The sequence below is a fragment of the Streptomyces sp. DG2A-72 genome, assembly GCF_030499575.1.
Taxonomy (GTDB): Bacteria; Actinomycetota; Actinomycetes; order Streptomycetales; family Streptomycetaceae; genus Streptomyces.
Map to the genome: position 1 here is coordinate 2,597,370 of NZ_JASTLC010000001.1, position 24,693 is coordinate 2,622,062.

26 protein-coding genes, 1 pseudogene and 1 riboswitch are annotated in these 24,693 nt (G+C 70.7%); of the genes and pseudogenes, 13 read left to right on the top strand and 14 right to left on the bottom strand.

What is annotated here, in order from left to right:
- Nucleotides 1-94 precede the first annotated feature (94 nt).
- The 4 genes from QQY66_RS12430 (at nt 95) to QQY66_RS12445 (ending at nt 5,589) form a co-directional block, all read left to right on the top strand.
- Complete coding sequence (locus tag QQY66_RS12430; RefSeq protein WP_301979250.1) at nt 95-820, top strand: ATP-binding cassette domain-containing protein; 726 nt, start codon at nt 95-97, stop codon at nt 818-820.
- Entirely contained in the window at nt 792-2,876 is a 2,085-nt protein-coding gene (locus QQY66_RS12435) for a YhgE/Pip domain-containing protein (protein ID WP_301979252.1), read from the top strand. The genes QQY66_RS12430 and QQY66_RS12435 overlap by 29 nt, the downstream gene beginning before the upstream one ends.
- Nucleotides 2,877-2,935: 59 nt before the next feature.
- Nucleotides 2,936-3,565 (top strand): TetR/AcrR family transcriptional regulator, encoded by a 630-nt coding sequence (locus QQY66_RS12440; protein WP_301979254.1) that lies wholly within the window; start codon nt 2,936-2,938, stop codon nt 3,563-3,565.
- 512 nt (nt 3,566-4,077) lie between these two features.
- Nucleotides 4,078-5,589 (top strand): NAD(P)/FAD-dependent oxidoreductase, encoded by a 1,512-nt coding sequence (locus tag QQY66_RS12445; protein ID WP_301979257.1) that lies wholly within the window; start codon nt 4,078-4,080, stop codon nt 5,587-5,589.
- Nucleotides 5,590-5,621: 32 nt separating this feature from the next.
- Here the strand turns inward: QQY66_RS12445 and QQY66_RS12450 are convergent, their stop codons facing one another.
- The 3 genes from QQY66_RS12450 to thiE all read right to left on the bottom strand — a co-directional run bounded on the left by QQY66_RS12450 (nt 5,622) and on the right by thiE (nt 8,346).
- A complete protein-coding gene (locus QQY66_RS12450) occupies nt 5,622-6,605 on the bottom strand; it encodes a hypothetical protein (protein WP_301979258.1) in 984 nt (327 codons plus the stop codon).
- A gap of 56 nt (nt 6,606-6,661) precedes the next feature.
- Nucleotides 6,662-7,585, bottom strand: a complete 924-nt coding sequence (gene metF / locus QQY66_RS12455) for a methylenetetrahydrofolate reductase [NAD(P)H] (RefSeq protein WP_301979259.1) — start codon at nt 7,583-7,585, stop codon at nt 6,662-6,664.
- Between the two features lie 104 nt (nt 7,586-7,689).
- Complete coding sequence (thiE, locus tag QQY66_RS12460; RefSeq protein ID WP_301979260.1) at nt 7,690-8,346, bottom strand: thiamine phosphate synthase; 657 nt, start codon at nt 8,344-8,346, stop codon at nt 7,690-7,692.
- Between thiE and QQY66_RS12465 the strand changes: the two genes are divergently transcribed.
- Nucleotides 8,345-8,566: a hypothetical protein gene (locus tag QQY66_RS12465; RefSeq protein ID WP_301979262.1), complete on the top strand. Its 222-nt coding sequence runs from the start codon at nt 8,345-8,347 to the stop codon at nt 8,564-8,566. The genes thiE and QQY66_RS12465 overlap by 2 nt on opposite strands.
- Here the strand turns inward: QQY66_RS12465 and QQY66_RS12470 are convergent, their stop codons facing one another.
- The 3 genes from QQY66_RS12470 to QQY66_RS12480 form a co-directional block, all read right to left on the bottom strand.
- Complete coding sequence (locus QQY66_RS12470) at nt 8,567-8,938, bottom strand: Rv2175c family DNA-binding protein (RefSeq protein ID WP_058925820.1); 372 nt, start codon at nt 8,936-8,938, stop codon at nt 8,567-8,569. It lies immediately after the preceding gene.
- A 103-nt stretch (nt 8,939-9,041) separates the two neighbouring features.
- Nucleotides 9,042-10,271, bottom strand: a complete 1,230-nt coding sequence (locus tag QQY66_RS12475; protein ID WP_301979265.1) for an NAD(P)/FAD-dependent oxidoreductase — start codon at nt 10,269-10,271, stop codon at nt 9,042-9,044.
- A 44-nt stretch (nt 10,272-10,315) separates the two neighbouring features.
- Nucleotides 10,316-10,675, bottom strand: a complete 360-nt coding sequence (locus tag QQY66_RS12480) for a hypothetical protein (protein ID WP_301979266.1) — start codon at nt 10,673-10,675, stop codon at nt 10,316-10,318.
- 51 nt (nt 10,676-10,726) lie between these two features.
- Nucleotides 10,727-10,838, top strand: a riboswitch (TPP riboswitch).
- On the opposite strand from QQY66_RS12480, the gene thiO reads away from it, so the two are divergent.
- From thiO to QQY66_RS12505, 5 genes are all read left to right on the top strand, one after another.
- Entirely contained in the window at nt 10,836-12,029 is a 1,194-nt protein-coding gene (gene thiO / locus QQY66_RS12485) for a glycine oxidase ThiO (protein ID WP_301979268.1), read from the top strand. Its footprint overlaps the riboswitch before it by 3 nt.
- Nucleotides 12,026-12,226 carry a sulfur carrier protein ThiS gene (gene thiS / locus QQY66_RS12490; protein WP_301979270.1) on the top strand — a complete coding sequence of 67 codons (201 nt, stop codon included), beginning with the start codon at nt 12,026-12,028 and terminating at the stop codon, nt 12,224-12,226. The genes thiO and thiS overlap by 4 nt, the downstream gene beginning before the upstream one ends.
- A 2-nt stretch (nt 12,227-12,228) precedes the next feature.
- Nucleotides 12,229-13,023 carry a thiazole synthase gene (locus QQY66_RS12495; RefSeq protein ID WP_301979272.1) on the top strand — a complete coding sequence of 265 codons (795 nt, stop codon included), beginning with the start codon at nt 12,229-12,231 and terminating at the stop codon, nt 13,021-13,023.
- Between the two features lie 98 nt (nt 13,024-13,121).
- Nucleotides 13,122-15,029, top strand: coding sequence for a Stk1 family PASTA domain-containing Ser/Thr kinase (gene pknB / locus QQY66_RS12500; RefSeq protein ID WP_301979273.1), 1,908 nt, complete (start codon nt 13,122-13,124; stop codon nt 15,027-15,029).
- 17 nt (nt 15,030-15,046) lie between these two features.
- Complete coding sequence (locus QQY66_RS12505; protein WP_301979275.1) at nt 15,047-15,916, top strand: deoxyribonuclease IV; 870 nt, start codon at nt 15,047-15,049, stop codon at nt 15,914-15,916.
- A gap of 12 nt (nt 15,917-15,928) precedes the next feature.
- Here QQY66_RS12505 and QQY66_RS12510 read toward each other — a convergent pair whose 3' ends face one another.
- Both QQY66_RS12510 and QQY66_RS12515 read right to left on the bottom strand, forming a co-directional pair.
- Nucleotides 15,929-16,204, bottom strand: a complete 276-nt coding sequence (locus tag QQY66_RS12510; protein ID WP_301979277.1) for a hypothetical protein — start codon at nt 16,202-16,204, stop codon at nt 15,929-15,931.
- 54 nt (nt 16,205-16,258) lie between these two features.
- Nucleotides 16,259-16,891: a sulfite oxidase-like oxidoreductase gene (locus QQY66_RS12515; RefSeq protein WP_301979278.1), complete on the bottom strand. Its 633-nt coding sequence runs from the start codon at nt 16,889-16,891 to the stop codon at nt 16,259-16,261.
- A 174-nt stretch (nt 16,892-17,065) separates the two neighbouring features.
- Between QQY66_RS12515 and bfr the strand changes: the two genes are divergently transcribed.
- Nucleotides 17,066-17,542 (top strand): bacterioferritin, encoded by a 477-nt coding sequence (gene bfr, locus QQY66_RS12520; protein ID WP_301979280.1) that lies wholly within the window; start codon nt 17,066-17,068, stop codon nt 17,540-17,542.
- Between the two features lie 20 nt (nt 17,543-17,562).
- Here bfr and QQY66_RS12525 read toward each other — a convergent pair whose 3' ends face one another.
- On the bottom strand, nt 17,563-17,805 hold the full coding sequence (locus QQY66_RS12525) for a bacterioferritin-associated ferredoxin (protein ID WP_301979281.1): 243 nt from the start codon (nt 17,803-17,805) through the stop codon (nt 17,563-17,565).
- A gap of 150 nt (nt 17,806-17,955) precedes the next feature.
- The gene (locus QQY66_RS12530) at nt 17,956-19,308 is read right to left on the bottom strand and encodes a class II 3-deoxy-7-phosphoheptulonate synthase (RefSeq protein ID WP_301979283.1); all 1,353 of its coding nucleotides are present in this window, start codon (nt 19,306-19,308) and stop codon (nt 17,956-17,958) included.
- A 93-nt stretch (nt 19,309-19,401) separates the two neighbouring features.
- Here QQY66_RS12530 and QQY66_RS50355 point away from each other — a divergent pair, with 93 nt between their 5' ends.
- Together QQY66_RS50355 and QQY66_RS12535 are read left to right on the top strand one after the other, a co-directional pair.
- Nucleotides 19,402-19,458 (top strand): trp operon leader peptide, encoded by a 57-nt coding sequence (locus tag QQY66_RS50355; protein ID WP_362948465.1) that lies wholly within the window; start codon nt 19,402-19,404, stop codon nt 19,456-19,458.
- Nucleotides 19,459-19,557: 99 nt separating this feature from the next.
- Nucleotides 19,558-21,441: an anthranilate synthase family protein gene (locus QQY66_RS12535; protein ID WP_301979285.1), complete on the top strand. Its 1,884-nt coding sequence runs from the start codon at nt 19,558-19,560 to the stop codon at nt 21,439-21,441.
- Here the strand turns inward: QQY66_RS12535 and QQY66_RS50360 are convergent.
- The 4 genes and pseudogenes from QQY66_RS50360 to QQY66_RS12550 form a co-directional block, all read right to left on the bottom strand.
- Nucleotides 21,393-21,547, bottom strand: a pseudogene (locus tag QQY66_RS50360) (2-hydroxyacid dehydrogenase); the annotation flags it as partial. The gene QQY66_RS12535 and the pseudogene QQY66_RS50360 overlap by 49 nt on opposite strands.
- Before the next feature lie 81 nt (nt 21,548-21,628).
- The gene (locus QQY66_RS12540; RefSeq protein WP_301979286.1) at nt 21,629-22,657 is read right to left on the bottom strand and encodes a 6-phosphofructokinase; all 1,029 of its coding nucleotides are present in this window, start codon (nt 22,655-22,657) and stop codon (nt 21,629-21,631) included.
- Between the two features lie 108 nt (nt 22,658-22,765).
- Entirely contained in the window at nt 22,766-23,446 is a 681-nt protein-coding gene (locus tag QQY66_RS12545; RefSeq protein WP_301979288.1) for a response regulator transcription factor, read from the bottom strand.
- Nucleotides 23,443-24,651, bottom strand: coding sequence for a MacS family sensor histidine kinase (locus QQY66_RS12550; RefSeq protein ID WP_301979290.1), 1,209 nt, complete (start codon nt 24,649-24,651; stop codon nt 23,443-23,445). The genes QQY66_RS12545 and QQY66_RS12550 overlap by 4 nt, the downstream gene beginning before the upstream one ends.
- Between the last annotated feature and the right edge of the window lie 42 nt (nt 24,652-24,693).

A 24,693-nucleotide genomic window follows, 5' to 3' on the forward strand; every position in this document is an offset into this window, starting at 1 on the left:
CAATCCGTTCTGACCTGGGCTTTTGCTTCGATCGACAGTTCGGGTTAACTTTTGCACTGACCAGTCAGTTCAAATTACCGAAGTTGGGGGAGCCATGGGCGGACTCGCCGTCATGGCCCGGGACTTCGGCCTCGAGGGACCCCGCGGCTGGGCTTTCCGCGGGGTCTCCTTCGAGGCGGAGCCCGGCTCGCTCGTCGCGGTCGAGGGGCCGTCCGGGTCGGGGCGCACCTGCCTGCTGCTCGCACTCACCGGGCGGATGAAGGCCACGGAAGGGGTGGCCGGCGTCGGTGAGTTCGGGCTGCCGAAGCGGATGGCGGCGGTACGACGGGTCAGCGCGCTGGCGCACGTCGCCGGTGTCACCGACCTCGACCCGGCCCTGACCGTCGGGGAGCACTTGCGCGAACGGGCGCTGCTGCAGCGCCGGTTCGGCGACTCGCTGCATGCTCTGGTGCGGCCTCGCGGGGAGCGGGTGACCGAGGCCAGGCTGCGGATCGACGCCGCTCTGGCCGCCGTAGGACTGGACCGGGAGGCGCTGCCCAAGGGTTCCCGGACGGCCGTACGCGATCTGGAGCGTCTGGAGGCGCTACGGCTGTCCCTGGCCCTGGCCCTCATCGGGCACCCGCAGCTGCTCGGCGTCGATGACGTCGACCTCAAGCTGTCGGACGCCGAGCGGGAGGAAGTCTGGGGGCTGCTGCGGTCCCTCGCCGCGGCGGGGACGACGGTGGTGGCGGTGTGCAGTCAGGCCCCGGAAGACGTGCTCATGGTGACCACACGCGAGGAGGGGAAAGCCGATGCGCTCGCCGCGACTGGCCGCGCTTGAACTGCGGCGGTTCGGCAGGGGGAAGCTGCCGCGCGCCGCGCTGGCCGCGCTCCTGCTGCTGCCGCTGCTGTACGGCGCGCTGTACCTGTGGTCGTTCTGGGATCCGTACGGCCGTCTGGACCGGATCCCGGTGGCGCTCGTGAACGACGACAAGGGGGCGACGGCCGACGGCAAGAAGCTCACCGCGGGCGAGGACATCACGGAGGGGCTGCGCGACAGCAAGGTCTTCGACTGGCGCGAGGTGAGTGCCGCCGAGGCCCGGGCGGGGGTCGAGGACGGCACGTACTACCTGTCGTTGACCATGCCCACCGACTTCAGTAGGCGTATCGCCTCCAGTGCGGGCACGTCGCCCGAGACGGGCGCGCTTCAAGTGCGGACGAACGACGCGAACAACTACATCGTCGGGCAGATCTCGCGGACGGTGTTCGGCGAGGTGCGCCAGGCCGCGTCCACGAAGGCGTCGCGGTCCTTCCTCGACAAGATCTTCATCTCGTTCTCCGACATCCACGGGCAGACGGTCGAGGCAGCGAACGGGGCCGACAGGCTCAAGGGCGGCATCGGCAAGGCGGAGAAGGGCTCAAAGGATCTCGCGGCGGGTCTGAAGGACGCCGAGGACGGCAGCGGCAAGCTGTCCAAGGGCCTCACGAAGCTCAACAAGGGCGCGGGCGACCTGGAGGACGGCTCGGAGCAGGTCGCGGCGGGCACGCGGACACTCGCCGACAAGGTCAACGGCGTCGACGACAAGATCGGGCCCTTCCTGAAGGGCAACGAGAAGACCATCGGTGACACCGCCCGGTTGGTCGCCGACTCGTCCGGCGCGATCCGCAATCACCTCGGCGCCCTGGTGAAGGCCGCGCCGGTCGCCTCCAAGGGCGCCCACGCGGCCACCGAGACGCTGGACGACATCTACAAGAGGCGCTGCGAGGACGCCGTGCTGGCCGACGGCGCCTGCGCCGACCTGAAGAAGGCCGAGCAGGCCGCGACCGACGTGGCGAAGATCGCCGACGACCTCAACACGCTGATCGCCGACCAGGACGGCGACCTGAAGAAGCTCGACAAGAACCTCGCCACGCTCCAGAAGCAGGCCCAGGCACTCGCCGACCGCGCACCGCACCTCTCCGAGGACCTCGACGACGCCGTCACCAAGATCAACGACCTCAACAAGGGGGCCGCCAAGGTCGCCGCAGGTGCCAAGAAGCTGCACTCGGGGCTGGGCACCGCCAAGACCGGCGCGACCGACCTGGACGAAGGTGTCGGGGAGCTGAGGACCGGCGCGGAAGATCTCAGCGGCGGCATGTACAAGCTCGTCGACGGCTCGGGGAAGCTCGCGGGCGGGCTGCACGACGGCGCCGAGCAGATCCCCGACTACGACGCGCAGGACCGCGACCGGCGCACCCAGGTTATGGCGGACCCGGTCCGGCTCGTCTCCGAGGACCTGCACAAGGCGCCCAACTACGGCACCGGTTTCGCCCCGTACTTCATCCCGCTGTCCCTGTGGGTGGGCGCGATGGTGGCCTACATGCTGATCACGCCGATGAACCGGCGTGCGCTCGCCGCCGGTGCCTCGGCCTGGCGGATCGCGCTGGCCGGCTGGCTGCCGGTGGTGGCGATCGGGGTGCTCCAGACCGTCGCCCTGGTCGCGGTGCTGCACTGGGCGATCGGCCTGGAGATGGCGCGGGCGGCCGGGACGGTGGGCTTCCTGTTCCTCGTGACGGCCTGCTTCGCGGCGATCGTGCAGTGGCTGAACGCCCGCTTCGGAGCGGCGGGCCGGATTCTCGTCCTCGCGTTCCTGATGCTCCAGCTGACGTCCGCGGGCGGCACCTACCCGGTGCAGACCAGTCCGGGCTTCTTCAGCGCGATCCACCCGTTCCTGCCGATGAGTTACGTCGTCGAGGCCCTCAGGAGGCTCATCACGGGCGGCGGCCTGGAACCGGTGTGGCACGCGTGCGTGGTGCTCACCGCCTTCACCGCGGGCGCCCTCGCCCTGACCGCCCTCTCGGCCCGCCGCCGCCAGGTGTGGACACTGGACCGGCTGCACCCGGAGCTGACCCTGTGAGCCCCGCGGTGACGCCTCCGGTGACTCCTCGGGGGACGGCTCCTGTGAGAATCGGGGCCATGGAACGCAGCAGCGCCACGTCGGGCGGCAGTACGCGCCGCGAGGCCACCCGGCAGAAGCTCTACGAGGCAGCCGTCACGCTCATCGCCGAGCAGGGCTTCTCCGCCACCACCGTGGACGAGATCGCCGAACGCGCCGGCGTCGCGAAGGGCACGGTCTACTACAACTTCGCCAGCAAGTCGGTCCTCTTCGAGGAGTTGCTGCGGCACGGCGTGGGGCTCCTCACCGCCTCCCTCCGGGAGGCGGCCGACAGCACGGCGCGGGAGGGCGGCAGCAGGGTCGACGCCCTGGACGCGATGATCCGGGCGGGGCTCGTCTTCATCGACCGCTATCCGGCGTTCACCCAGCTGTATGTGGCCGAGCTGTGGCGCACCAACCGGTCCTGGCAGTCCACCCTGATGGTGGTACGGCAGCAGGCCGTGGCCGTCGTCGAGGACGTGCTGCGTGCGGGCATCGAAGGCGGCGAGTTCAGCGACGAGATCGACATCCCGCTGACCGCGTCCGCGCTGGTCGGCATGGTGCTGGTGGCCGCGCTGGACTGGCAGGCCTTCCAGCCGGAACGGTCACTGGACGATGTGCACGCGGCGCTCTCGCGGCTGCTCCAGGGGCGCGTGAGCGGCAGGAAGTAGACCGCCGGCGGAAGGCGGTAGGGCGGTAGTCGCGATCAGGCGGTAGGCGCAATGGAAAGCGCCGGTCCGATATGGCCGCGTCCCCCGCGGGCCACCATCGAACCGGCGCTTCCTCGTGCTCCCCCGTTGTCCCCCGTGTCCCCCGTTGGACCCCGTTTCGGTCGTTCCCCCGGGTCCCCCGTCTCGCTCCCGCCGACCGCGGCCGGCGGAAGGAGCGGATCGTGGGCCCGCTCCGTTCCGGCGCCCCGTGTCGCCGGTGCCGGAGCCGCGCCCCTTTCCGTGCCTCCACTCTCTCGTTCTCGCAGGTTGGGCCCCATCCGCGCGCGTACTCATCTCACTCACTAGGTACATGTACTCAGTCCTGCGCACGCGTGCCCAGGACGCCGTGCCACCGCCTGGTCACGATCACCTCCGTGTCCGTACTCCCTCCGGCCGGGGGCCGCTGGTGCCCGGGCCGAGGCGACCGGCCTCCCGCGACCGCATTGTCAGTGGCGGCCGATAAAGTCCCTGGCATGGCACGAATTGCGGTGATCGGCGCCGGGATGGGCGCGCTGGCGGCTGCCGCCCGGCTGGCCGTCACGGGCCACCGGGTGGCGGTGTACGAGCGTACGGAGACGTACGGCGGTGCGGTGCGCCGCCTCGAGCGCGACGGGTTCGCCTTCGACACCGGCCCCGGGACGCTGCCGCTGCCCGCTGTCTACCGCGATCTGTTCCTCAAGACCGGCAAGGAGCCGCTGGAGGCGTGCGTCGAGCTGACCCAGGTCGACCCGTCGGCGCGGCACGTCTTCGCGGACGGCACCGAGGTGTCCCTGCCGAACGCCTCACGCGCGGGCGTGGTCGCCGCGTTGGACGAGGCACTGGGCGCCGGCGCGGGCGCCCGCTGGGGCGACTTCCTGGTCCGGGCCCGCGAGGCCTGGGACCGCACCCGCCGGCCGCTCCTGGAGGAGCCCCTGTGGCCGAACTGGTCGGTGCTGGCCGAGCGCGAGCCCTACCCGGCGGTCCCGCACAAGCGCCTGCTGCGCACCCGCCGGGCCGGCACGCTCGCCGAGGTCGCCGCCTGGGAACTGCGCGACCCCCGGCTCACCGCCCTGCTGGAGAGCCACGCGCTGGCGTACGGCCTGGATCCGCGCGTCGCCCCGGCGAGCGCGGCCGTGCTGCCCTACATGGAGCATGCCTTCGGCACCTGGTATGTCCGCGGCGGTATGCGGGAGCTGGCGCGCGCGGTGTACGAGCGGTGCCTGGCCCGCAGGGTCGAGTTCCACTTCGGTGCCGAGGTCACCGGGGTCGTGGAGAAGGACGGCCGGGCGGCGGGCGTTGAGCTCGCCGACGGGAGCGTGGCGGAGGCGGACACGGTCGTCGGTAACGGCCCCTGGCGCGTGGCCGATCTGATGCGCGGGCACGCGCTGTACCCACCGGAGGCCGTCGAGCCCCACCCCGAGGGCATGGCTCCCGGCCGGATCGTGGTCTGCCTGGCGCTGCGCGGAGCGCGGGAGGCGGGGGCAGCGCACCGCACAGTGGTGCACACCCCGGACCGGGAGGGCGAGTTGGACCTCTTCGGGCTCGGTGAGCCGCCCGCGCGGCCGACGGTCCGGATCGACCGGCCGGACGACCCGGCGCTGCGGCCCGACGACGCCCACGAAGCGGTGGTGCTCACGGCGACGGTGCCGTCCCTGACGCACCACGACTGGACCGTGCCCGGCGCCGCCGACGCCTTCGCGGACCGGATGGTCACCGAGGCCGAGCGGGCCATGCCGGGCCTGCGTGAGCGGACGCTGTGGCGCGAGGTCCGTACGCCGGAGCACACCCGGCAGGAGACCGGCGCCGAGGGCGGTGGCGTCCCCGCACCCGCGCTGGCCGCGGCGGAGGGGACCCTGCTGCACCCGGCCAACAGCACGGCGATACCAGGGCTGTTCACGGTCGGCGGTTGGTCGCACCCCGGCGGAGGTCTCCCCCACGCGGGCATGTCGGGCGCACTGGTCGCCGGACTGATCGTCGAGGGACCGGACTTCCGGGGCTCTCAGTGAGCTGGAACGGCGGGACTGGCTGAGGGGGCGGCTCAGAACCGGTACTGCTGCTCGTCGTACCCGTTCCCCTGCGGCTGCCCGTTGCCCTGGTACGGATACGGCTGTTCCGGCGGAAGTTCGCCGCCGTAGGCCTCGTCGGTGCGCTGCTGCGGGACCCACACACCGCCGGGCGGGGTCTGCGAGCCGTACTCGCCGGTGGCGTACTGGTCCTGGCCGTAGCCCTGCTGGCCGTACTGCTGCTGGCCGCCGTAGGTGGCGTTGGCGTCGTATCCGGAGCCGTCGTAGGTCTGGGTGCCGATGTACGGGTCGGAGTAGGCGGCGTACTGCTGCTGGCCGTTGGCGTCGTAGCCGTACTGCTGCTGGTCGTAGCCCGAGTAGTCGCACGCGTAGGCCTGGTCGGCGCCCTGGGCCGCCGCCGCGTACTGGTCCTGGGTCTGGCCGGCGGCCGCGTACGACGGGTCCGCGCCGGCCGGGTAGGAGGAGGTTTCGCTGTATATGCCGTAGGAACCGGTGTCGTCCGGCAGGGGCTGGGGCTCATAGACCGAGGTCGTCTCGGCGGCCGTGGGGTCGGCGGACCGCACCGGGGTGAAGACGTCGTCGCGGTCGTAGTCGTCGTCCTGGCCGTAACCGGCGTTGCCCTGGTCGTACTTGAGGTCGTCGGGGCCGTAACCGCCGTCGGCCGCTTGGAGGTCGGTGACCTCCAGCGTCGGCTCCTGGCGGTCCGGTTCACCGCGGCGGCGCTTGCTCGCGCCGAACGACGGACGGCCGGCGACCGCCCAGCCGGCCGCGAAGCCGCTGCGGAAGGACAGCGTCACGTACGTCTGGCCGACCGCGAAGGCAGCCGCGCCCAGACCGATGACGATCACGTTGGCGAGCAGCACGCCGAGGACGACGCCGAGGAAGCCGACGAAGGCGAGCACTCGCCAGCGCAGCCGCGCCTTGTACTGCAGCAGCACCTCGCCGAGCAGCCACAGCGCGACGATGCCGAACGCGATGTAGAGGACCGTCCAGCCCATGTACGCCCCTCTCCCAGTGGCCGCTACGCAGTGTGTCGTATACCGGTGTGGCCGGTCTAGGCCTGCGGTGGGTGGTGCAGGCCCAGGTTTTCGTAGATTTCCAGTGTCGCGGTGGAGTTGTTGAGTGTGATGAAGTGCAGCCCGGGCACTCCCTCGGCCAGCAGCCGCGCACAGAACTCCGTGGCGAACTCGATCCCGATCGAGCGTACAGCGGCCGGATCGTCTTTTGCTGTGAGGATCCGCTCTTTCAGAACGGCCGGGATGGCGGCGTTGCTGAGCTGCGGCAACCGCTGCAGCATCTTGACGCTGGTGACCGGCATCACCTCGGGGATGACCGGGGTCGCGCAGCCGGCGGCCGCCACGCGGTCGCGCAAGCGCAGGTAGGACTCCGGCTGGAAGAACATCTGCGTGATCGCGTAGTCGGCACCGGCCCGGCACTTGTCGACGAAGTGTGTGACGTCCGTGTCCCAGTCGGCGGAACGCGGGTGCATCTCCGGGAAGGCGGCGACGCCGACACAGAAGTCGCCCGACTCCTTGATGAGCTGGACGAGTTCGGCGGCGTAGGTCAGACCCTGCGGGTGTGCCACCCAGTCGGCCATGGGGTCGCCGGGCGGGTCGCCTCGCACGGCCAGGATGTTGCGGATCCCGGCGTCGGCGTACTGGCCGATGATGTTGCGCAGTTCCGCGATGGAGTGGTCGACCGCGGTGAGATGGGCGACCGGGGTGAGGGTGGTGTCCGCGACGATCTGCTGGGTCTCCTTGACCGTGCCCGCGCGGGTGGAGCCGCCGGCGCCGTAGGTCACGGAGACGAAGTCCGGGGCGACCGCCTCGACCCTCCTGAGCGCGCTCCACAGGTTCCGCTCGCCCTTGGGCGTCTTCGGCGCCGAGAACTCGAAGGAGTACGTCGTCTTGCCGGTCGCGAGCATGTCACGCACCGTGCGTGCGCGGTCCGTCCTGGTGGATGCGGTTCCGAGGGCCATACGGGCAGGTTAGTGGGGGCGCGTCGGTCCCCCAACCAGGCCCCGGAAATTTGCCTGATTTGTCGTCTTACTGTCCACCCATCGGACAAACATTGCGTTACGCGCTACGCCGCCCTCAGCCGCTTCGCGAACTCCGCCGCCGCGGCCCCCGGATCCGCCGCCTCCGTGATGGCCCGTACGACGACGACCCGGCGGGCGCCCGCTTCCAGCACCTCGTCGAGGTTGGCCAGGTCGACGCCGCCGATGGCGAACCAGGGGCGGTCGGTGCCGAGGGCGGCGGTGTGGCGGACCAGGTCGAGGCCGGGGGCGTGGCGGCCGGGCTTGGTGGGGGTGGGCCAGCACGGGCCGGTGCAGAAGTAGTCCACGCCGTCCTGGACCGCGGCCGCGGTCGCCTCGGACCCGGCGTGTGTCGAGCGGCCGATGAGAACGTCGTCGCCGAGGATCGCCCGGGCCGCCGGGACGGGCAGATCGCCCTGGCCGAGATGGAGTACGTCGGCGCGGGCGGCGTGGGCGACGTCCGCCCGGTCGTTGACCGCGAGGAGCTTGCCGTGCCGGGCGCAGACGTCGGCGAAGAGCTGGAGGTGCTCCAGTTCCTCCGCCGCTTCCATGCCCTTGTCCCGCAACTGCACGATGTCAACGCCGCCCGCCAGGACCGCGTCGAGGAACTCGGGCAGGTCGCCCTGGCTCTTGCGGGCGTCCGTGCACAGATAGACGCGGGCGTCGGCGAGCCGGTCGCGCAGGGTGGCGGCGGTGTCGGGCATGGGTTCCCCCGTTTGTCGGTGGCGCAACGCCACGATTGTCGGTGGCGTACGGGCCACGGTGATGGTCGGTGGCGTACGGGCCGCGGCGCGCGTGCCGTCGCGGGTGTCCGTCGGCTGCCAAGGGCCGCTCGCCGGCCGCTGCGGGCCGCACTGCACCGTGCCCGTGGCCTTCGCGGGCCGCGGCCCGTACGCCGGACGTGTTCAGGTCAGCGTGCGGTGATCAGACGGCGAGCGCCTGGGCGCGGCGCTTCACCTCCGTGCCGCGGTTTTCGCTCAGGGCCTGCGCGGGGGTGCCGGGCAGGCTCTCGTCGGGGGTGAAGAGCCACTCGAGCATCTCTTCGTCAGTGAAGCCGTCGTCCCGCAGCAGCGTCAGGGTCCCGGACAGGCCCTTGACCACCTTCTGCTCGGCCCCGTCGATGAAGGCGGCGGGGACGTGCAGCGCGCGGTTCTCACCACGGCGTACGGCGATGAGCTGGCCGTCCTTGACCAGCTGCCGGACGCGGGTCACCTCGACATCGAGCATTTCTGCGATGTCGGGCAGGGTGAGCCAGGCGGGGACGAGAGCATCGATCTTTGCGTCAATCTCGGTCACGGGACAAGCGTGCCATCCCGGACTGACAGTCGGAAGCCAGACCCGTCCGACCTGCGCGAACGCGTTACGCCGTGACAGTCGTCGCCCCCCCACCACGGACGCCTTACGCCGTCGCCGACTTGAGCGGTCGCGCCGGATCCGAGATCAGTACCGGATTCATCTCCGCGCCCGCCTCGATCAGCCGCCGCCCCTGGGCCAGGTCCCTGGGGCGGCCCACCGCGAGCAGGGCGACCAGGCGGTTCTCGCGGAGCCAGCACACCGTCCAGGACGGGCCGGAGGGGTCGCCGCGCCACAGGGTCGTGTCGGCGGACGCGTGATGGCCGGCGTACTGGACGAAGCGGCCGAACTGCTCCGACCAGAAGTACGGGACCGGGTCGTACACCGCGGGGGCCTCGCCGATGATGTTCGCCGCGACCGTGCGCGGCCCCTGGAGGGCGTTGTCCCAGTGGTGGACCAGCAGGCGCTCGCCATACCTTCCCGAAGGGAAGGAGGCGCAGTCGCCGACCGCGTAGACGTCCGGGACGGAGGTCTGCAGCCGGTCGTCGGCCACGACCTCGCCGTGCCGGCCCAGCTTGATGCCCGAACCGGCGAGCCAGGCGGTGGCGGGCCGGGCACCGATGCCGACCACGACGGCGTCCGCGGGCAGCCGTGAGCCGTCGTCGAGGACGACCGCGCCGGGCTCGACGTGCTCCACGCGCGCGTGCGTCCGCAGCACCGCGCCGCTGTCGGCGTACCAGGCGGCCATCGGCGCGGCCACCTCGGCGGGCAGCGCTCCCGCGAGCGGTCGGTCGGCGGCCTCCACGACGGTCACCGCGCAGCCCGCCTCGCGCGCCGCCGTGGCGAACTCCGCGCCGATCCAGCCCGCACCGACGACCACGATGTCGTGCTGCCGGGCGAGCACCGGCCGCAGCCGCTCGGCGTCGTCCAGGGTGCGCAGCAGATGGACGCCGGGGACGCCCTCGGCGCCCGGCAGCCGGATCGGTTCCGCACCGGTGGCGAGGACCAGGACGTCGTACGGGACGGGCCCGGCTTCGGTGTCCAGCTCGTGCTCGGCGGGGCGCACACCCAGCACCTCGCGCCCCAGCTCCAGTTCGATGCCGAGCGCCTCGAAGTCCACGTCGAAGGCGGAGCCCTCGGCCTTGCCGAGCAGCACGGCCTTGGACAGCGGCGGCCGGTCGTACGGCTGGTGCGGCTCGGCGCCGATCAGCGTCACGGTGCCGGTGAAGCCCTGTTCCCGCAGGGCGACGGCCATCTGCACACCGGCCATGCCCGCACCGGCCACGACCACGCGCCGCGGCTGTGACGTGCCTCGTTGCTGCGTCTGCTCGCTCACCTGATCACCATAGACACTGACGATTCGTCAGTCAGCGGCCGGGTTCAGTGACCTGCTCCACAATCCTCGTCGACCTGCTCCACCACACTCGTCCCACTGCCCGGCTGCGACTCCCACTCCCAGGTCTCCTCCAGCCGCACCCGCCCGTCCGGCAGCTCCACGACCGTCGACACGCAGTGCCCCGAGGACGTCGTCCCGTCGCCCTTGAGCTGCACGTACCGGAAGTCGAGCCGGTCGCCCTCACGGGTACCCACCAGACGCCCGCGTACGACGTCCCCGCCCGCGTACTCGGCCCAGATCGTCCCGTCCTCCTCGTGGTACGTGAACCGCGTGCGCGTACCCACCTGACCTGGGGCTTGGTCGGCGACAGGCGCCAGGACAAGGCTGTCGAGCGAGCGGGGCATGACACAGGCTCCCTTACAAAGGCGCGGAAACAGGGGCTAGGGTGGCCAACGTAGAGCACTCGCGGGAGCCCGGACGCACCGGGCTGAGAGGGAGGCTGGCGGCCTCCGACCGTACGAACCTGATCCGGGTCATGCCGGCGAAGGGAGGGGCTGGACGCCCATGTCGCATACGTCCGACACAGCTACGTTCGACAAAGCTACGTCCGACACCGCAGACGTCCTTGTCATCGGGGGCGGAATCATCGGACTCGTGACGGCGTGGCGGGCCGCGCAGCGCGGGTTCGCCACGGCCGTCGTGGATCCCGAGCCGGGCGGCGGAGCCGCGCAGGTGGCGGCCGGGATGCTGGCCGCCGTCACGGAACTGCACTACGGCGAGCAGACCCTGCTCGGCCTGAACCTCGCCTCGGCCCGCCGCTACCCGGACTTCGCGGCCGAACTCACCGAGCTGACCGGCCACGACCTCGGCTACCGCCAGTGCGGCACGCTCACCGTCGCCCTGGACGCCGACGACCGCGCCCATCTGCGCGAACTGCACGCGCTGCAACGGGCGTCGGGGCTGGACTCCGAGTGGCTGTCCGGGCGGGAGTGCCGGCGTCTGGAGCCGATGCTCGCGCCCGGTGTGCGCGGCGGGCTGCGGGTCGACGGCGACCATCAGATCGACCCGCGGCGGCTCGCCGGTGCGCTGGTGGCCGCGTGCGAGCGGGCCGGAGTGGTCTTCCACCGGACCTGGGCCGAGCGGCTGTCGGTCGTACGGGAGCGCGCGGCCGGTGTCGTCACGCGCGACGGCAAGACCGTGGGCGCGGGGCAGGTCGTCCTCGCCGCGGGCAGCCTGAGCGGACAGCTCGCGGGCGTTCCGGAGGACGTACTGCCGCCCGTACGGCCCGTGAAGGGGCAGGTGGTGCGGCTGACCGTGCCGGAGCGGTTCGCGCCGTTCCTGAGCCGGACCGTGCGCGCCGTGGTCCGCGGCAGCCATGTCTACCTGGTGCCGCGCGAGAACGGCGAGCTGGTCATCGGCGCGACCAGCGAGGAGCTGGGCTGGGACACGACAGTGACGGCGGGCGGCGTCTACGAGCTGCTGCGCGACGCGCACGAGCTGGTCCCCGGCCTCACCGAGCTGCCGCTGACGGAGACCCGGGCCGGACTGCGCCCCGGCTCCCCCGACAACGCGCCACTGCTCGGTCCGACGGCCCTTCCCGGACTCCTGCTGGCCACCGGCCACTACCGCAACGGCGTGCTGCTCACACCGGTCACCGGCGACGCCATGGCCCACGCGCTGGCCACCGGTGAACTCCCGGACGAGGCCCGCCCCTTCACCCCGAAGCGCTTCGGCGCACTCACGGAGCTGCCCGCATGATCGTCTGGATCAACGGTGAGCGTCGGGAGGTCACCGACGGCACCGCCCTCGACACCCTCGTGAAGTCCCTCACCGCGGCGCCCTCCGGAGTGGCCGCCGCCCTGAACGAAACCGTCGTCCCGCGCGCGGAGTGGTCCGCCACGTCCCTCTCCGAGGGAGACCGCGTCGAAGTCCTCACGGCCGTCCAAGGAGGCTGACCATGGCTGACGACCCCTTTGTCATCGGCGGTACGGCCTTCTCGTCCCGTCTCATCATGGGTACGGGCGGTGCGCCCAGCCTGGAGGTGCTGGAGCGGGCGCTCGTCGCCTCCGGCACCGAGCTGACGACGGTCGCCATGCGGCGGGTGAACCCCGATGTGCACGGCTCGGTGCTGTCGGTGCTGGAGCGGCTCGGCATCCGGGTGCTGCCGAACACGGCGGGCTGTTTCACCGCCGGGGAAGCCGTTCTCACCGCCCGGCTGGCGCGGGAGGCGCTCGGCACCGACCTGGTCAAGCTGGAGGTCATCGCCGACGAGCGCACCCTGCTGCCGGACCCGATCGAGCTGCTGGAGGCAGCCGAGACGCTGGTGGACGACGGGTTCACGGTGCTGCCGTACACCAACGACGACCCGGTGCTGGCACGGAAGCTGGAGGACGTCGGCTGCGCCGCGATCATGCCGCTCGGCTCGCCCATCGGCTCCGGACTCGGCATCCGCAACCCGCACAACTTCCAGCTGATCGTGGAGCACGCGCGCGTGCCGGTGATTCTGGACGCGGGAGCCGGTACGGCGTCGGACGCGGCGCTGGCGATGGAGCTGGGGTGCGCCGGTGTGATGCTCGCCTCGGCGGTGACGCGGGCGCAGGAGCCGGCGCTGATGGCTGCCGCCATGAAGAGCGGGGTGGAGGCGGGGCGGCTGGCTCATCGGGCCGGGCGGATTCCGCGACGTCACTTCGCGGAGGCGTCCTCTCCGGCGGAGGGCATGGCACGGCTGGACCCCGAGCGCCCTGCCTTCTGATCACATACGTGCGACGTGCGTCACAGCTCGGCTGCAGTAGAGCCCCTATCACGACCGAAACGGCGGTTGTGTCAGCGGTGGCTCGTAGACTCACCTGCGTGGATACGACCCTTCAGGACCCGTTGGTCGGGCAGGTGCTCGACGGCCGCTATCGCGTGGACGCGCGGATCGCCGTCGGCGGGATGGCCACGGTCTACCGGGCCGTGGACACCCGGCTCGACCGTGTCCTCGCACTCAAGGTGATGCACCCCACGCTCGCGACCGACGGCTCCTTCGTGGAGCGGTTCATCCGCGAGGCGAAGTCCGTGGCGCGGCTGGCTCATCCGAACGTGGTGCAGGTCTTCGACCAGGGGACCGACGGGTCGTACGTCTATCTGGCCATGGAGTACATCGCGGGCTGCACGCTCCGTGACGTACTGCGCGAGCGCGGGGCGCTCCAGCCGCGCGCCGCGTTCGACATCCTGGAGCCGGTGCTCGCCGCGCTGGGTGCCGCGCACCGCGCCGGGTTCGTGCACCGGGACATGAAGCCGGAGAACGTGCTGATAGGAGACGACGGCCGGGTCAAGGTCGCCGACTTCGGGCTGGTGCGGGCCGTGGACACGGTCACCAACACCACCGGCGCGGTCCTCGGCACCGTCTCGTACCTCGCCCCCGAGCAGATCGAGCACGGCACCACCGACCCGCGCGTCGACGTGTACGCGTGCGGCGTGATGCTCTACGAGATGCTGACCGGCGACCGCCCGCACCAGGGCGACTCCCCCGCGATAGTGCTCTACAAGCACCTGCACGAGGACGTACCGCCCCCGTCGGCCGCCGTCCCGGGGCTGCCGTACGAGCTGGACGAGCTGATGGCGTCCGCCACCGCCCGCAACCCCGACATCCGGCCGTACGACGCCGTGGCGCTGCTCGCCCACGCGCGCGAGACCCGCGGCGCGCTCAGCGCGGACCAACTGGACGCGGTGCCGCCACAGGCGATCACGTCCGGACATCTCAACGCGGACGACCGCACGAGCGTGATCCCGCGTGCGCTGACCCTCCCGGTCAACGAGGACGAGCCCGAGGTCCACCGCACGAGCCGCTTCCAGAGCCCGCCGCCCCTGCCGTCGCGCCGCTCCGCCCCGCCCCGCGGACGGCTGTTCACGATCATCGCGGCCGTCCTGCTGGTCTTCGGCGTGGGCGCCGGTATCTGGTACATCAACTCCGGCCAGTTCACCCGGGTCCCGCCGCTGGTGACGAAGACGCAGGCGCAGGCCCGGGACCGGCTGGAGTCGGCCGGTCTTGAGGTCGGCCAGGTCAAGCACGCCTACAGCGACACCGTGAAGCGCGGTTCGGTCATCAGCACCGATCCGGGGGTGGGCGACCGGATACGGCAGAACGACTCCGTGACGCTCACGATCTCCGACGGCCCGCAGAACGTGCAGGTGCCCGATGTGGAGGGCTACCGGCTCGACCGGGCGCGGTCCGTGCTGAAGCAGGAAGGGCTGGCACCGGGCATGGTGACCCGGAAGTTCAGCGAGGACGTCGAGGCGGGCTTCGTGATCAGCACCGACCCGGGCTCGGGCACCACCCGGCGCTCCGGCTCCGCGGTCGCGCTCACCGTCAGCAAGGGCAGCCCCGTGGAGGTCGCCGATGTCGCCGGCGCAAGCCTTCAGGACGCGAAGGCGGAGCTGGAGGAGGCCGGCCTGAAGGTGCGGGTCGCTGCCGAGCAGGTCACCTCGGAGTTCGACAAGGGCCAGGTCGCGCGCCAGTCCCCGGCCGCCGGCAGCGAGGCCGCCGAGGGCGACACGGTGACGCTGACGCTGTCCAAGGGCCCGGAGATGGTCGAGGTCCCGGACGTGGTCGGCGACAGCGTCGACGACGCCAAGGCGGAGCTTCAGGCCGCCGGCTTCCAGGTCGACGAGGACCGCGGTCTGCTCGGGCTGTTCGGCGACACCGTCAAGAAGCAGTCCGTGAAGGGTGGCAAGACGGCCCCCAAGGGGTCGACGATCACCATCCAGATCCGCTGACGGGACCCGCGAACAGAATGACCGGCAAGCAACCGCGCAACCCCGTCGGCGGGCATGTCCCCGTCGCCGGCGGTCTGAACTCCGTGGGCCTGACGTACGCCCGTGACCTCAAGGCCGAGACCGTTCAGGTCTTCGTCGCCAACCCGCGCGGCTGGGCCACGCCCGTCGGAAACCCGCGGCAGGACGAGGAGTTCCGGGCGGCCTGCGCCGCCGAGTCGATCCCGGCGTATGTACATGCCCCGTACCTGATCAACTTCGGTTCGCACACCGAGGCGACCGCGGAGAAGTCGGTGGATTCCCTGCGGCACTCGCTGCGGCGCGGGCGGGAGATCGGGGCGCTGGGCGTGGTCGTGCACACGGGCAGCGCGACCGGCGGCCGGGACCGTGCCGTGGCGCTGAAGCAGGTACGCCAGTACCTGCTGCCGCTGCTGGACGAGCTGACCCACGACGACGACCCGTATCTGCTGCTGGAGTCGACGGCGGGCCAGGGTTCCTCGCTCTGCTCCCGCACCTGGGACTTCGGACCGTACTTCGACGCGCTGGACGCCCATCCGATGCTGGGCGTCTGCCTGGACACCTGCCACATCTTCGCCGCCGGACACGACCTCACCGGGCCGAGCGGTATGCACCAGACGCTCGATCTGCTGGTGGACACGGTCGGCGAGGGCCGGCTGAAGCTGATCCACGCCAATGACTCCAAGGACGTGGTCGGCGCCCACAAGGACCGCCACGAGAACATCGGCGCCGGTCACATCGGCGAGGACCCGTTCCGCGCGCTGATGACGCACCCCGCCACCAAGGGCGTCCCGCTGATCATCGAGACACCCGGCGGCAAGCAGGGGCATGCGGCGGATGTGGAGCGGCTGAAGAAGCTCAGGGACGGCTGAGGCGCGAGGCGGTCAGTCCTCGTTTTCGAACAGGACGTGGGTCGTGTCGACGAGGTGCACCACGAGCACGATCAGCAGCCCGTCACTGACGACATACTCAATGGCCATGGTGTGGGTCAGCGCGAGGGAGCGAGTGTTCTCATCACCGGAAATGGGCGACGAGACCTTGGGGCGGGGGTCCGTGGTCAGTATGGCGAGGCCACGTTGGAGCAGCTCACGGCGGTCGTCCGGAAGACTGTCGCGCACACGCGCCGCGGCCTCCGAGAAGATCACGTTGACGAAGGCCATCTTGGCGCTCCTGCCCGGTTGTCCTGCTGACCGGCGCTCAGCTTACCGGCAGGTTCAGAGCTCGGGCCCGTCCCCGGGCTCCTCCTGGTACGAGTACCGCTGTTCCTTCCATGGATCGCCGAGGTTGTGATAGCCGCGCTCCTCCCAGAAGCCACGGCGGTCGGCGGTCATGTACTCGACCCCGCGCACCCATTTGGGGCCCTTCCAGGCGTACAGATGGGGGACGACGAGGCGGAGCGGGAAGCCGTGCTCGGCGGTGAGGAGCTCGCCGTCCTTGTGGGTGGCGAAGATCGTGCGCTCGGCGGCGAAGTCCGTGAGGCGCAGGTTGGAGCTGAATCCGTACTCCGCCCACACCATCACATGGGTGACCTCGGGTGCGGGCGGGGCGATCTCGAGGATCGTACGGGCCGGAATGCCGCCCCATTCCGCGGAGAGCATGCTGAACTTCGTCACGCAGTGCAGATCGGCCACGACGGTGGTGTACGGCAGGGCTGTGAACTCCTCATGGGTCCAGGAGTCCTTCTCGCCGTCCGCGGTCGCGCCGAAGACCCTGAACTCCCAGCGCTCGGGCCGGAACTTGGGAACGGGACCGTAGTGCGTGACCGGCCAGCCGCGCTGCACTCGCTGCCCCGGCGGAAGCTCCGGCTGTGCCGTTCCTCCAGATTCGCTCTCCACCGGCTGACCCATGTCTCCATCCTGACAGACCCGAGGCAGTGCACCTGACCGCCCTTGCCCTCAACCCGTACATATCGGACTAAGCATGCCCTTACTTACTAAGTGAAGACTTACTGGACGATCTTTGTCACCGGTGCAAGGATGCGGCGCAACCTGCCAGTTCCCCGCTTGGAAGGAGCCTCTGCGATGCAGGGCGACCCCGAGGTTCTCGAGTTTCTGAACGAACAGCTCACCGGCGAGCTGACGGCGATCAACCAGTACTGGCTGCACTACCGGATCCAGGACAACAACGGCTGGACGAAGCTCGCCAAGTACACGCGTGAAGAGTCCATCGACGAGATGAAGCACGCGGACAAGATCACCGAGCGCATCCTCATGCTGGACGGCCTGCCCAACTACCAGCGGCTGTTCCATGTGCGGGTCGGCCAGACGGTCACCGAGATGTTCCAGGCCGACCGGCAGGTGGAGGTCGAAGCGATCGACCGCCTCAAGCGGGGTATCGAGGTGATGCGCACGAAGGGCGACATCACGTCCGCGAACATCTTCGAGTCGATCCTCGAGGACGAGGAGCACCACATCGACTATCTGGACACGCAGCTGCAGCTCATCGACAAGCTCGGCGAGGCGCTGTACATCGCGCAGCAGATCGAGCAGCCGAGCTAGCAGCGGACCGAGCGGCCCGGCTACGCGGCTTCTTCCAGCTCTTCCAGCTCGGCGAGGACCGGCTCACCCCGGTCGACCAGCTCACCGCGCGGGCAGGCACCCCTGCCCAGCAGCGCCTGGATCCGGCGGACACACGACCCGCAGTCCGTGCCGGCCTTGCAGGCCGAGGCTATCTGGCGGGGGGTGCAGGCGCCGCCCTGCGCGTGCTTCTTCACCTGCGCCTCGGTCACACCGAAGCAGTTGCAGACGTACACGCGGTTCACCTCCCGAGGGAATCCGTAAGGTCGTGCCATCCCGATGATCGGTGAGGCTAACCTAACCTTACCCGTCGCACGGGTGGCCCAAAAGTGCTGTAGGGCGTGGATCGTATGTGATCCACGCCCTACTTCATGCCCCTGTAACAGGCGAACCCGTCACTGGTCCCTGTACATCTCGGCGACAAGGAAGGCCAGGTCGAGGGACTGGCTGCGGTTGAGGCGGGGGTCGCAGGCCGTCTCGTAGCGCTGGTGCAGATCGTCGACGAAGATCTCGTCGCCGCCGCCCACGCACTCGGTGACGTCGTCACCGGTGAGCTCGACGTGGATGCCGCCCGGGTGGGTGCCCAGGCCCTTGTGGACCTCGAAGAAGCCCTTGACCTCGTCGAGCACGTCGTCGAAGCGGCGGGTCTTGTGGCCGGAGGCCGCCTCGAAGGTGTTGCCGTGCATCGGGTCGGTCACCCAGGCCACCGTCGCACCCGACGCCGTGACCTTCTCCACCAGCTCCGGAAGCCGGTCGCGGATCTTGTCCGCGCCCATCCGCACGATGAAGGTCAGCCGGCCCGGCTCACGGTCGGGGTCCAGGCGCTCGATGTACTGCAGCGCCTCCTCGGCCGTCGTCGTCGGGCCGAGCTTGATGCCGATCGGGTTGCGGATCTTCGAGGCGAACTCGATGTGCGCGCCGTCGAGCTGCCGGGTGCGCTCACCGACCCACACCATGTGCGCGGAGACGTCGTACAGCTGCCCGGTGCGCGAGTCCACGCGGGTCAGCGCCGACTCGTAGTCCAGCAGCAGCGCCTCGTGCGACGAGTAGAACTCGACCGTCTTGAACTCCTCCGGGTCGGCCCCGCAGGCGTGCATGAAGTTCAGCGCCTGGTCGATCTCGCGCGCCAGCTGTTCGTAGCGCTGGCCGGACGGGGACGACTTCACGAAGTCCTGGTTCCAGGCGTGCACCTGGCGCAGATCCGCGTAGCCGCCGGTGGTGAAGGCGCGGACCAGGTTGAGCGTGGAGGCGGAGGCGTTGTACATCCGCTTCAGGCGCTCGGGGTCCGGGATGCGGGCCGCCTCGGTGAAGTCGAAGCCGTTGACGGAGTCGCCGCGGTAGGTCGGCAGGGTCACGCCGTCGCGGGTCTCGGTCGGCTTGGAGCGCGGCTTGGAGTACTGGCCGGCGATCCGGCCGACCTTCACCACGGGCACGGCCGCGGCGTACGTCAGCACGGCGCCCATCTGGAGCAGGGTCTTGAGCTTGTTGCGGATCTGGTCCGCGGACACCCCGTCGAAGGCCTCGGCGCAGTCGCCGCCCTGGAGAAGGAACGCCTCTCCCTTGGCGACGGCCGCCATCCGGGCGCGCAGCTGGTCGCACTCGCCCGCGAAGACGAGCGGCGGATACGACTCGAGGTCCGCAACGACTGCGCGCAGAGCCTCAAGGTCGGGGTACTCGGGCTGCTGCGCCGCGGGCAGGTCTCGCCAGGTGTTGCCAGCGCTCGCGCTGGTCTTAGCGTTCACGGTCACGACGTCAACATTACGGGGTGATGTCGTGGTCTCAGGACGCTGCCCAGAAGATGAGACATCCCGTCCGCCGGGACTTGGGGTAAGGTGCGCCTCATGTTCGCGCACTCGATCCAGAACTGGTGGTGGACCGCTACTCCGGCGGCCCACTGACTGCGCGTACGCACCACTTCGCGAAGGCCGCCCGAGGGGCGGCCTTCGGCGTTTTCGGGCCCGGGCCGTTCCTCTCCACCTGAGAAGGAGCACGGACCCATGAACCTGCTCGGCTTGCTGGACGACCCCCGCCCGTTCGCCCTGCTGCGCCGCCGCACCCCGGGCCACGATCACGAGACCGTGGAGGTCATGATCGGCCCGGTCACCGCATACGACCGCCTCGCCGACCTCCCCGACGAGGGCCTGGCCCTGATCCCCTTCCGCCAGATTCGCGAACGTGGGTTCGATGTGCGGGACGACGGGACGCCCTTGGCGGTGCTGACGCCCGAGGTGGTGTGTGACATCGCACTGGACGAGGCGCTCGCGAGCCTGCCCGCCCACGAGGTGCGCGTCGAGGGCGGCGGCTTCGACGTCGACGACGACGAGTACGCCGAGATCGTCGGCCGCGTGCTGCACCAGGAGATCGGGCAGGGCGAGGGCGCCAACTTCGTCATCCGGCGCACGTACGAGGGGCAGATCCCGGGGTTCGGACGGGCCGACGCGCTGGCCCTGTTCCGGCGGCTCCTGGAGGGCGAGCGGGGCGCGTACTGGACGTTCGTCGTCCACACCGGGGACCGCACCCTGGTCGGCGCGAGCCCCGAGGTGCACGTCCGCATGTCCGGCGGGACCGTCGTCATGAACCCGATCAGTGGGACGTACCGCTACCCGGCCGAAGGCCCCACCCCCGAGCACCTGCTGGACTTCCTCGACGACGGCAAGGAGATCGAGGAGCTGTCGATGGTCGTCGACGAGGAGCTCAAGATGATGTGCACGGTCGGCGACATGGGCGGGGTCGTCGTGGGACCGCGGCTGAAGGAGATGGCCCATCTCGCCCACACCGAGTACGAGTTGCGCGGCCGATCCTCGCTGGATGTGCGGGAGATCCTGAAGGAGACCATGTTCGCGGCGACGGTGACCGGCTCGCCGGTGCAGAACGCCTGCCGGGTCATCGAGCGGCACGAGGTCGGCGGGCGGGGCTACTACGCGGGCGCGCTCGCCCTCCTCGGCAAGGACTCCGGCGGCGCCCAGACCCTCGACTCCCCCATCCTCATCCGCACCGCCGACATCGACGCCGACGGACGCCTGCGGGTGCCGGTCGGCGCCACGCTCGTACGCGGTTCGGACCCGGCGAGCGAGGTCGCGGAGACACACGCGAAGGCCGCGGGTGTGCTGACGGCTTTGGGTGTACGTCCGTCCCGGCCGCGTGAGCAGCACGCGCGCGTGCATCTCGCCGACGACCCACGCGTGCGTGTCGCGCTCGACGGGCGCAGGGCCTCGCTGGCGCCGTTCTGGCTGCGGATGCAGGAGCGCTCCGCCGAGCTCACCGGACACGCCCTGGTCGTCGACGGCGAGGACACCTTCACGGCGATGCTCGCGCATGTCCTGCGGTCGTCGGGCCTCACCGTCACCGTCCGGCGCTACGACGAGCCGGGACTGCGGGAGGCGGTCCTCGCGCACGAAGGGCCGGTCGTCCTCGGCCCCGGCCCGGGCGACCCCAACGACCTGACGGACCCCAAGATGAGCTTCCTGCGCGGCCTCACCGCCCAGGTGCTCCGCACGCAAAACAGCCATGGCGTCCTCGGCGTCTGCCTCGGGCACGAGCTGATCGCGGCCGAGCTGGGGCTGGAGATCGTACGGAAGGAAGTCCCGTACCAGGGCGCGCAGACGGAGATCGACCTGTTCGGACGGACGGAGACCGTCGGTTTCTACAACAGCTTCGTGGCGCGCTGCGACGACGAGACGGCCGAGGAACTGGCCGCGCACGGCATCGAGGTGAGCCGGAGCGCCTCCCCCGAGGTCCATGCCGTACGCGGGCCCGGATTCGCCGGCGTGCAGTTCCACCCGGAGTCGGTGCTGACGCTGAACGGCGCCGCCGTCGTACGGGAACTGGTCGGTCAGCTGCGCGGCACCAGCACGTTCTCCGAGCGGCGGCCGGCCCGGTAGTCGAGGACGTTCGGGAAGGTGACCAGGCGGGCCAGGGTGTCGTCCTCGATCCCTCGATGGCCTCCAGGGACTTGTCGAGGACAGCCCCCTGGCCCGCCTCCGCCTCGTTGTTGCCGTCCAACGCCGGCCGACTTCGCATCCGGCATGGCCCGAGGCTGAGATGCCCGGCCGGCGCCCAAGACAGCCGTCAGCCGAAGAAGACCCCGACCTCCTCGTACAGCTTCGGGTCGACCGTCTTCAGCTTGGCCGTGGCCTCGGCGATCGGGACGCGGACGATGTCCGTGCCGCGCAGCGCGACCATCTTCCCGAAGTCACCGTCGCGGACGGCCTCGATGGCGTGCAGTCCGAAGCGGGTGGCGAGCCAGCGGTCGAAGGCGCTGGGCGTGCCGCCGCGCTGGATGTGCCCCAGGACGGTGGTGCGGGCCTCCTTGCCGGTGCGCTTCTCGATCTCCTTGGCCAGCCACTCGCCGACGCCGGACAGCCGCACATGCCCGAAGGAGTCGAGGGACTGGTCCTTGAGCACCATGTCGCCGTCCTTGGGCATGGCGCCCTCGGCGACGACCACGATCGGGGCGTACGACGCCTTGAAGCGGGACGTCACCCAGGCGCACACCTGGTCGACGTCGAAGCGCTGCTCGGGGATGAGGATGACGTTGGCGCCGCCCGCGAGCCCGGAGTGGATGGCGATCCAGCCCGCGTGCCGGCCCATGACCTCGCAGACCAGGACGCGCATGTGGGACTCGGCGGTGGTGTGCAGGCGGTCGATGGCCTCCGTGGCGATGCTGACCGCGGTGTCGAAGCCGAAGGTGTAGTTGGTGGCGGACAGGTCGTTGTCGATGGTCTTCGGGACGCCGATGCACGGCATGCCGTACTCGTCGGACAGCCGCGCGGCGACACCGAGGGTGTCCTCGCCGCCGATCACGATGAGCGCCTCGACCTCCTGCTTGGCGAGGTTCTCCTTGACGAGGCGGATGCCGTTCTCCTGCTTGAGCGGATTGGTCCGCGAGGAGCCGAGGATGGTCCCGCCGCGGGGCAGGATGCCGCGTACGGCGGGGATGTCCAGCCGTACGGTGTCGTTCTCGAGGGGACCGCGCCAGCCGTCCCGGAAGCCGACGAAGTCGTAGCCGTACTCCTGCACGCCCTTGCGGACGATGGCCCGGATGACGGCGTTGAGCCCGGGGCAGTCGCCGCCTCCGGTCAGTACTCCGACCCGCATGGAAATGTCCCTTCGCCGCGGTTGCCTGGTGAGGCAACGCTAATAGTGATCCAGGTCACCAAGGGATGGGTCGGAAGGGCAATTCCGGTGAATCAGCGGTCGGTTGGTTTACTCGTCGTCAAGTCCGCGCTCTATCGCGTACCGCACGAGTTCCACGCGATTGTGCAGCTGGAGCTTGCCCAGGGTGTTCTGCACGTGGTTCTGCACCGTGCGGTGGGAGATGACGAGGCGTTCGGCGATCTGCTTGTAGCTCAGGCCCTTGGCGACCAGCCGCAGTACCTCGGTCTCCCGCTCGGTGAGCTGCGGGGCCTTGGGCTGCTCGGTGCCCGCCGCGGCGGGCAGGGGCTCGGAGGCCAGCCGCCGGTACTCGCCGAGGACGAGTCCGGCCAGGCCGGGCGTGAACACCGGGTCGCCGACGGCCGTACGGCGCACCGCGTCGAGCAGTTCCTCGGTCGAGGCCGACTTGAGCAGATAGCCGGTCGCGCCCGACTTCACCGCCTCCAGTACGTCGGCGTGCTCACCGCTCGCGGACAGCACCAGGACGCGCAACGCCGGGTTGTGGCCGACGAGTTCCTTGCACACCTGAACGCCCGGCTTCGCGGGGAGGTTGAGGTCGAGCACCAGGACGTCCGGCGCGGCGGCCTTGGCCCGGCGTACGGCCTGGTCGCCGTCGCCCGCGGTGGCCACCACGTCGAAGCCGGACTCGCCGAGGTCGCGGGCGACGGCGTCGCGCCACATCGGGTGGTCGTCGACCACCATCACCTTGATCGGGCCCTGCCGCTCGCTCATCGCGTCCCCCCTGAGATGTTCTTCGGCATCTTCAGTTCGACTTCCGTGCCCTGCCCCGGCACCGAGATCAGCTCGGCGCTGCCGCCGAGGTCCCGCAGCCGCCCCCGGATCGACAGGGCGACCCCGAGCCGCCCCTCGCCCTCGGCCTGCGCGAGCCGCCCCTCGGGGATGCCTGGCCCGTCGTCCCGTACGGTCACGAGGACCTCGTCGGGCTCGTCCTCGACCAGGATCCAGGCCCGGGCGTCCTCCCCGGCATGCTTGCGTACGTTGTCCAGGGCGGCCCCTACGGCGGCGGCCAGCTCCTTCGCGGCGGCCGGCGGCAACGGCACCGGGGCGCCGGGCTCGGCGAGGCTGACCCGGGCGCCCGCGTAGGGGGCGAGCAGTGAACGCAGGTCCACCGGCCCGTCCTCGTCCGGCTCTTCGACCGTTCGTACGACCGCCCCCTCGGCGGCGTCCTCCGACACCCGGGAGACGGGCACCATGCCGCCGGAGACCAGCGTGCGCAGCGCCACCTCCTGTTCGCCCGCCATCCGGCCCAGTTCGGCCGCCTCGCCGCCGAGCACCGAGCCGCGCCGCTGCACCATCGCCAGGACCTGGAGGACGCTGTCGTGGATGTCCCGGGCGAGCCGCTCCCGTTCGCGGGTGGCGGCCTCGATCTCCAGGGCGCGGGCGAGGGTGCGCTCGGAGGCGCGGGCGACCTCGACGACGTAGCCGATGGCGATGGAGGCGACCCAGACGAGGATCACGTTGTGGACGGTGTCGCGGGCCGGTGCGCCGCGGTAGATCAGGTTGGCGACGGCGACCGGCGTGGAGGCGAAGACCGCCCAGCGCCAGCCGCCCTTGATGGCGAACGCGAGCACCGACCCGGCGGTCCATATCGACGGCAGCGTCGAGCCGCCGGCTTCGATCCGCTCGGTGCTGACGGCGAACCCGGTGAGCAGGATGCCGGCGAGCGCGACGGTGAGGTCGACGGCGAGGAACCGCTTGGTGCAGCTCGCCGCGTTCGCCACGCGGGGCAGGGTCGCGAACGTCCAGACGGACAGCACGGCGTAGTACGCGATGGCCACCCAGGGGCGGGTGAACTCGTGGTAGGACGTGGCGAACAGACCGATCGCGTACAGGAGCGTCAGGATCCGGTAGCCGGTGAGGGCACGCCACAGCGGCTGCTCGACCGACATCCGCATGACGCGCTCGCGCTTGGTCACGTGTCCCCCCTTTTTTAGTCGTTCGCCTCCGGGGCGCTCCAG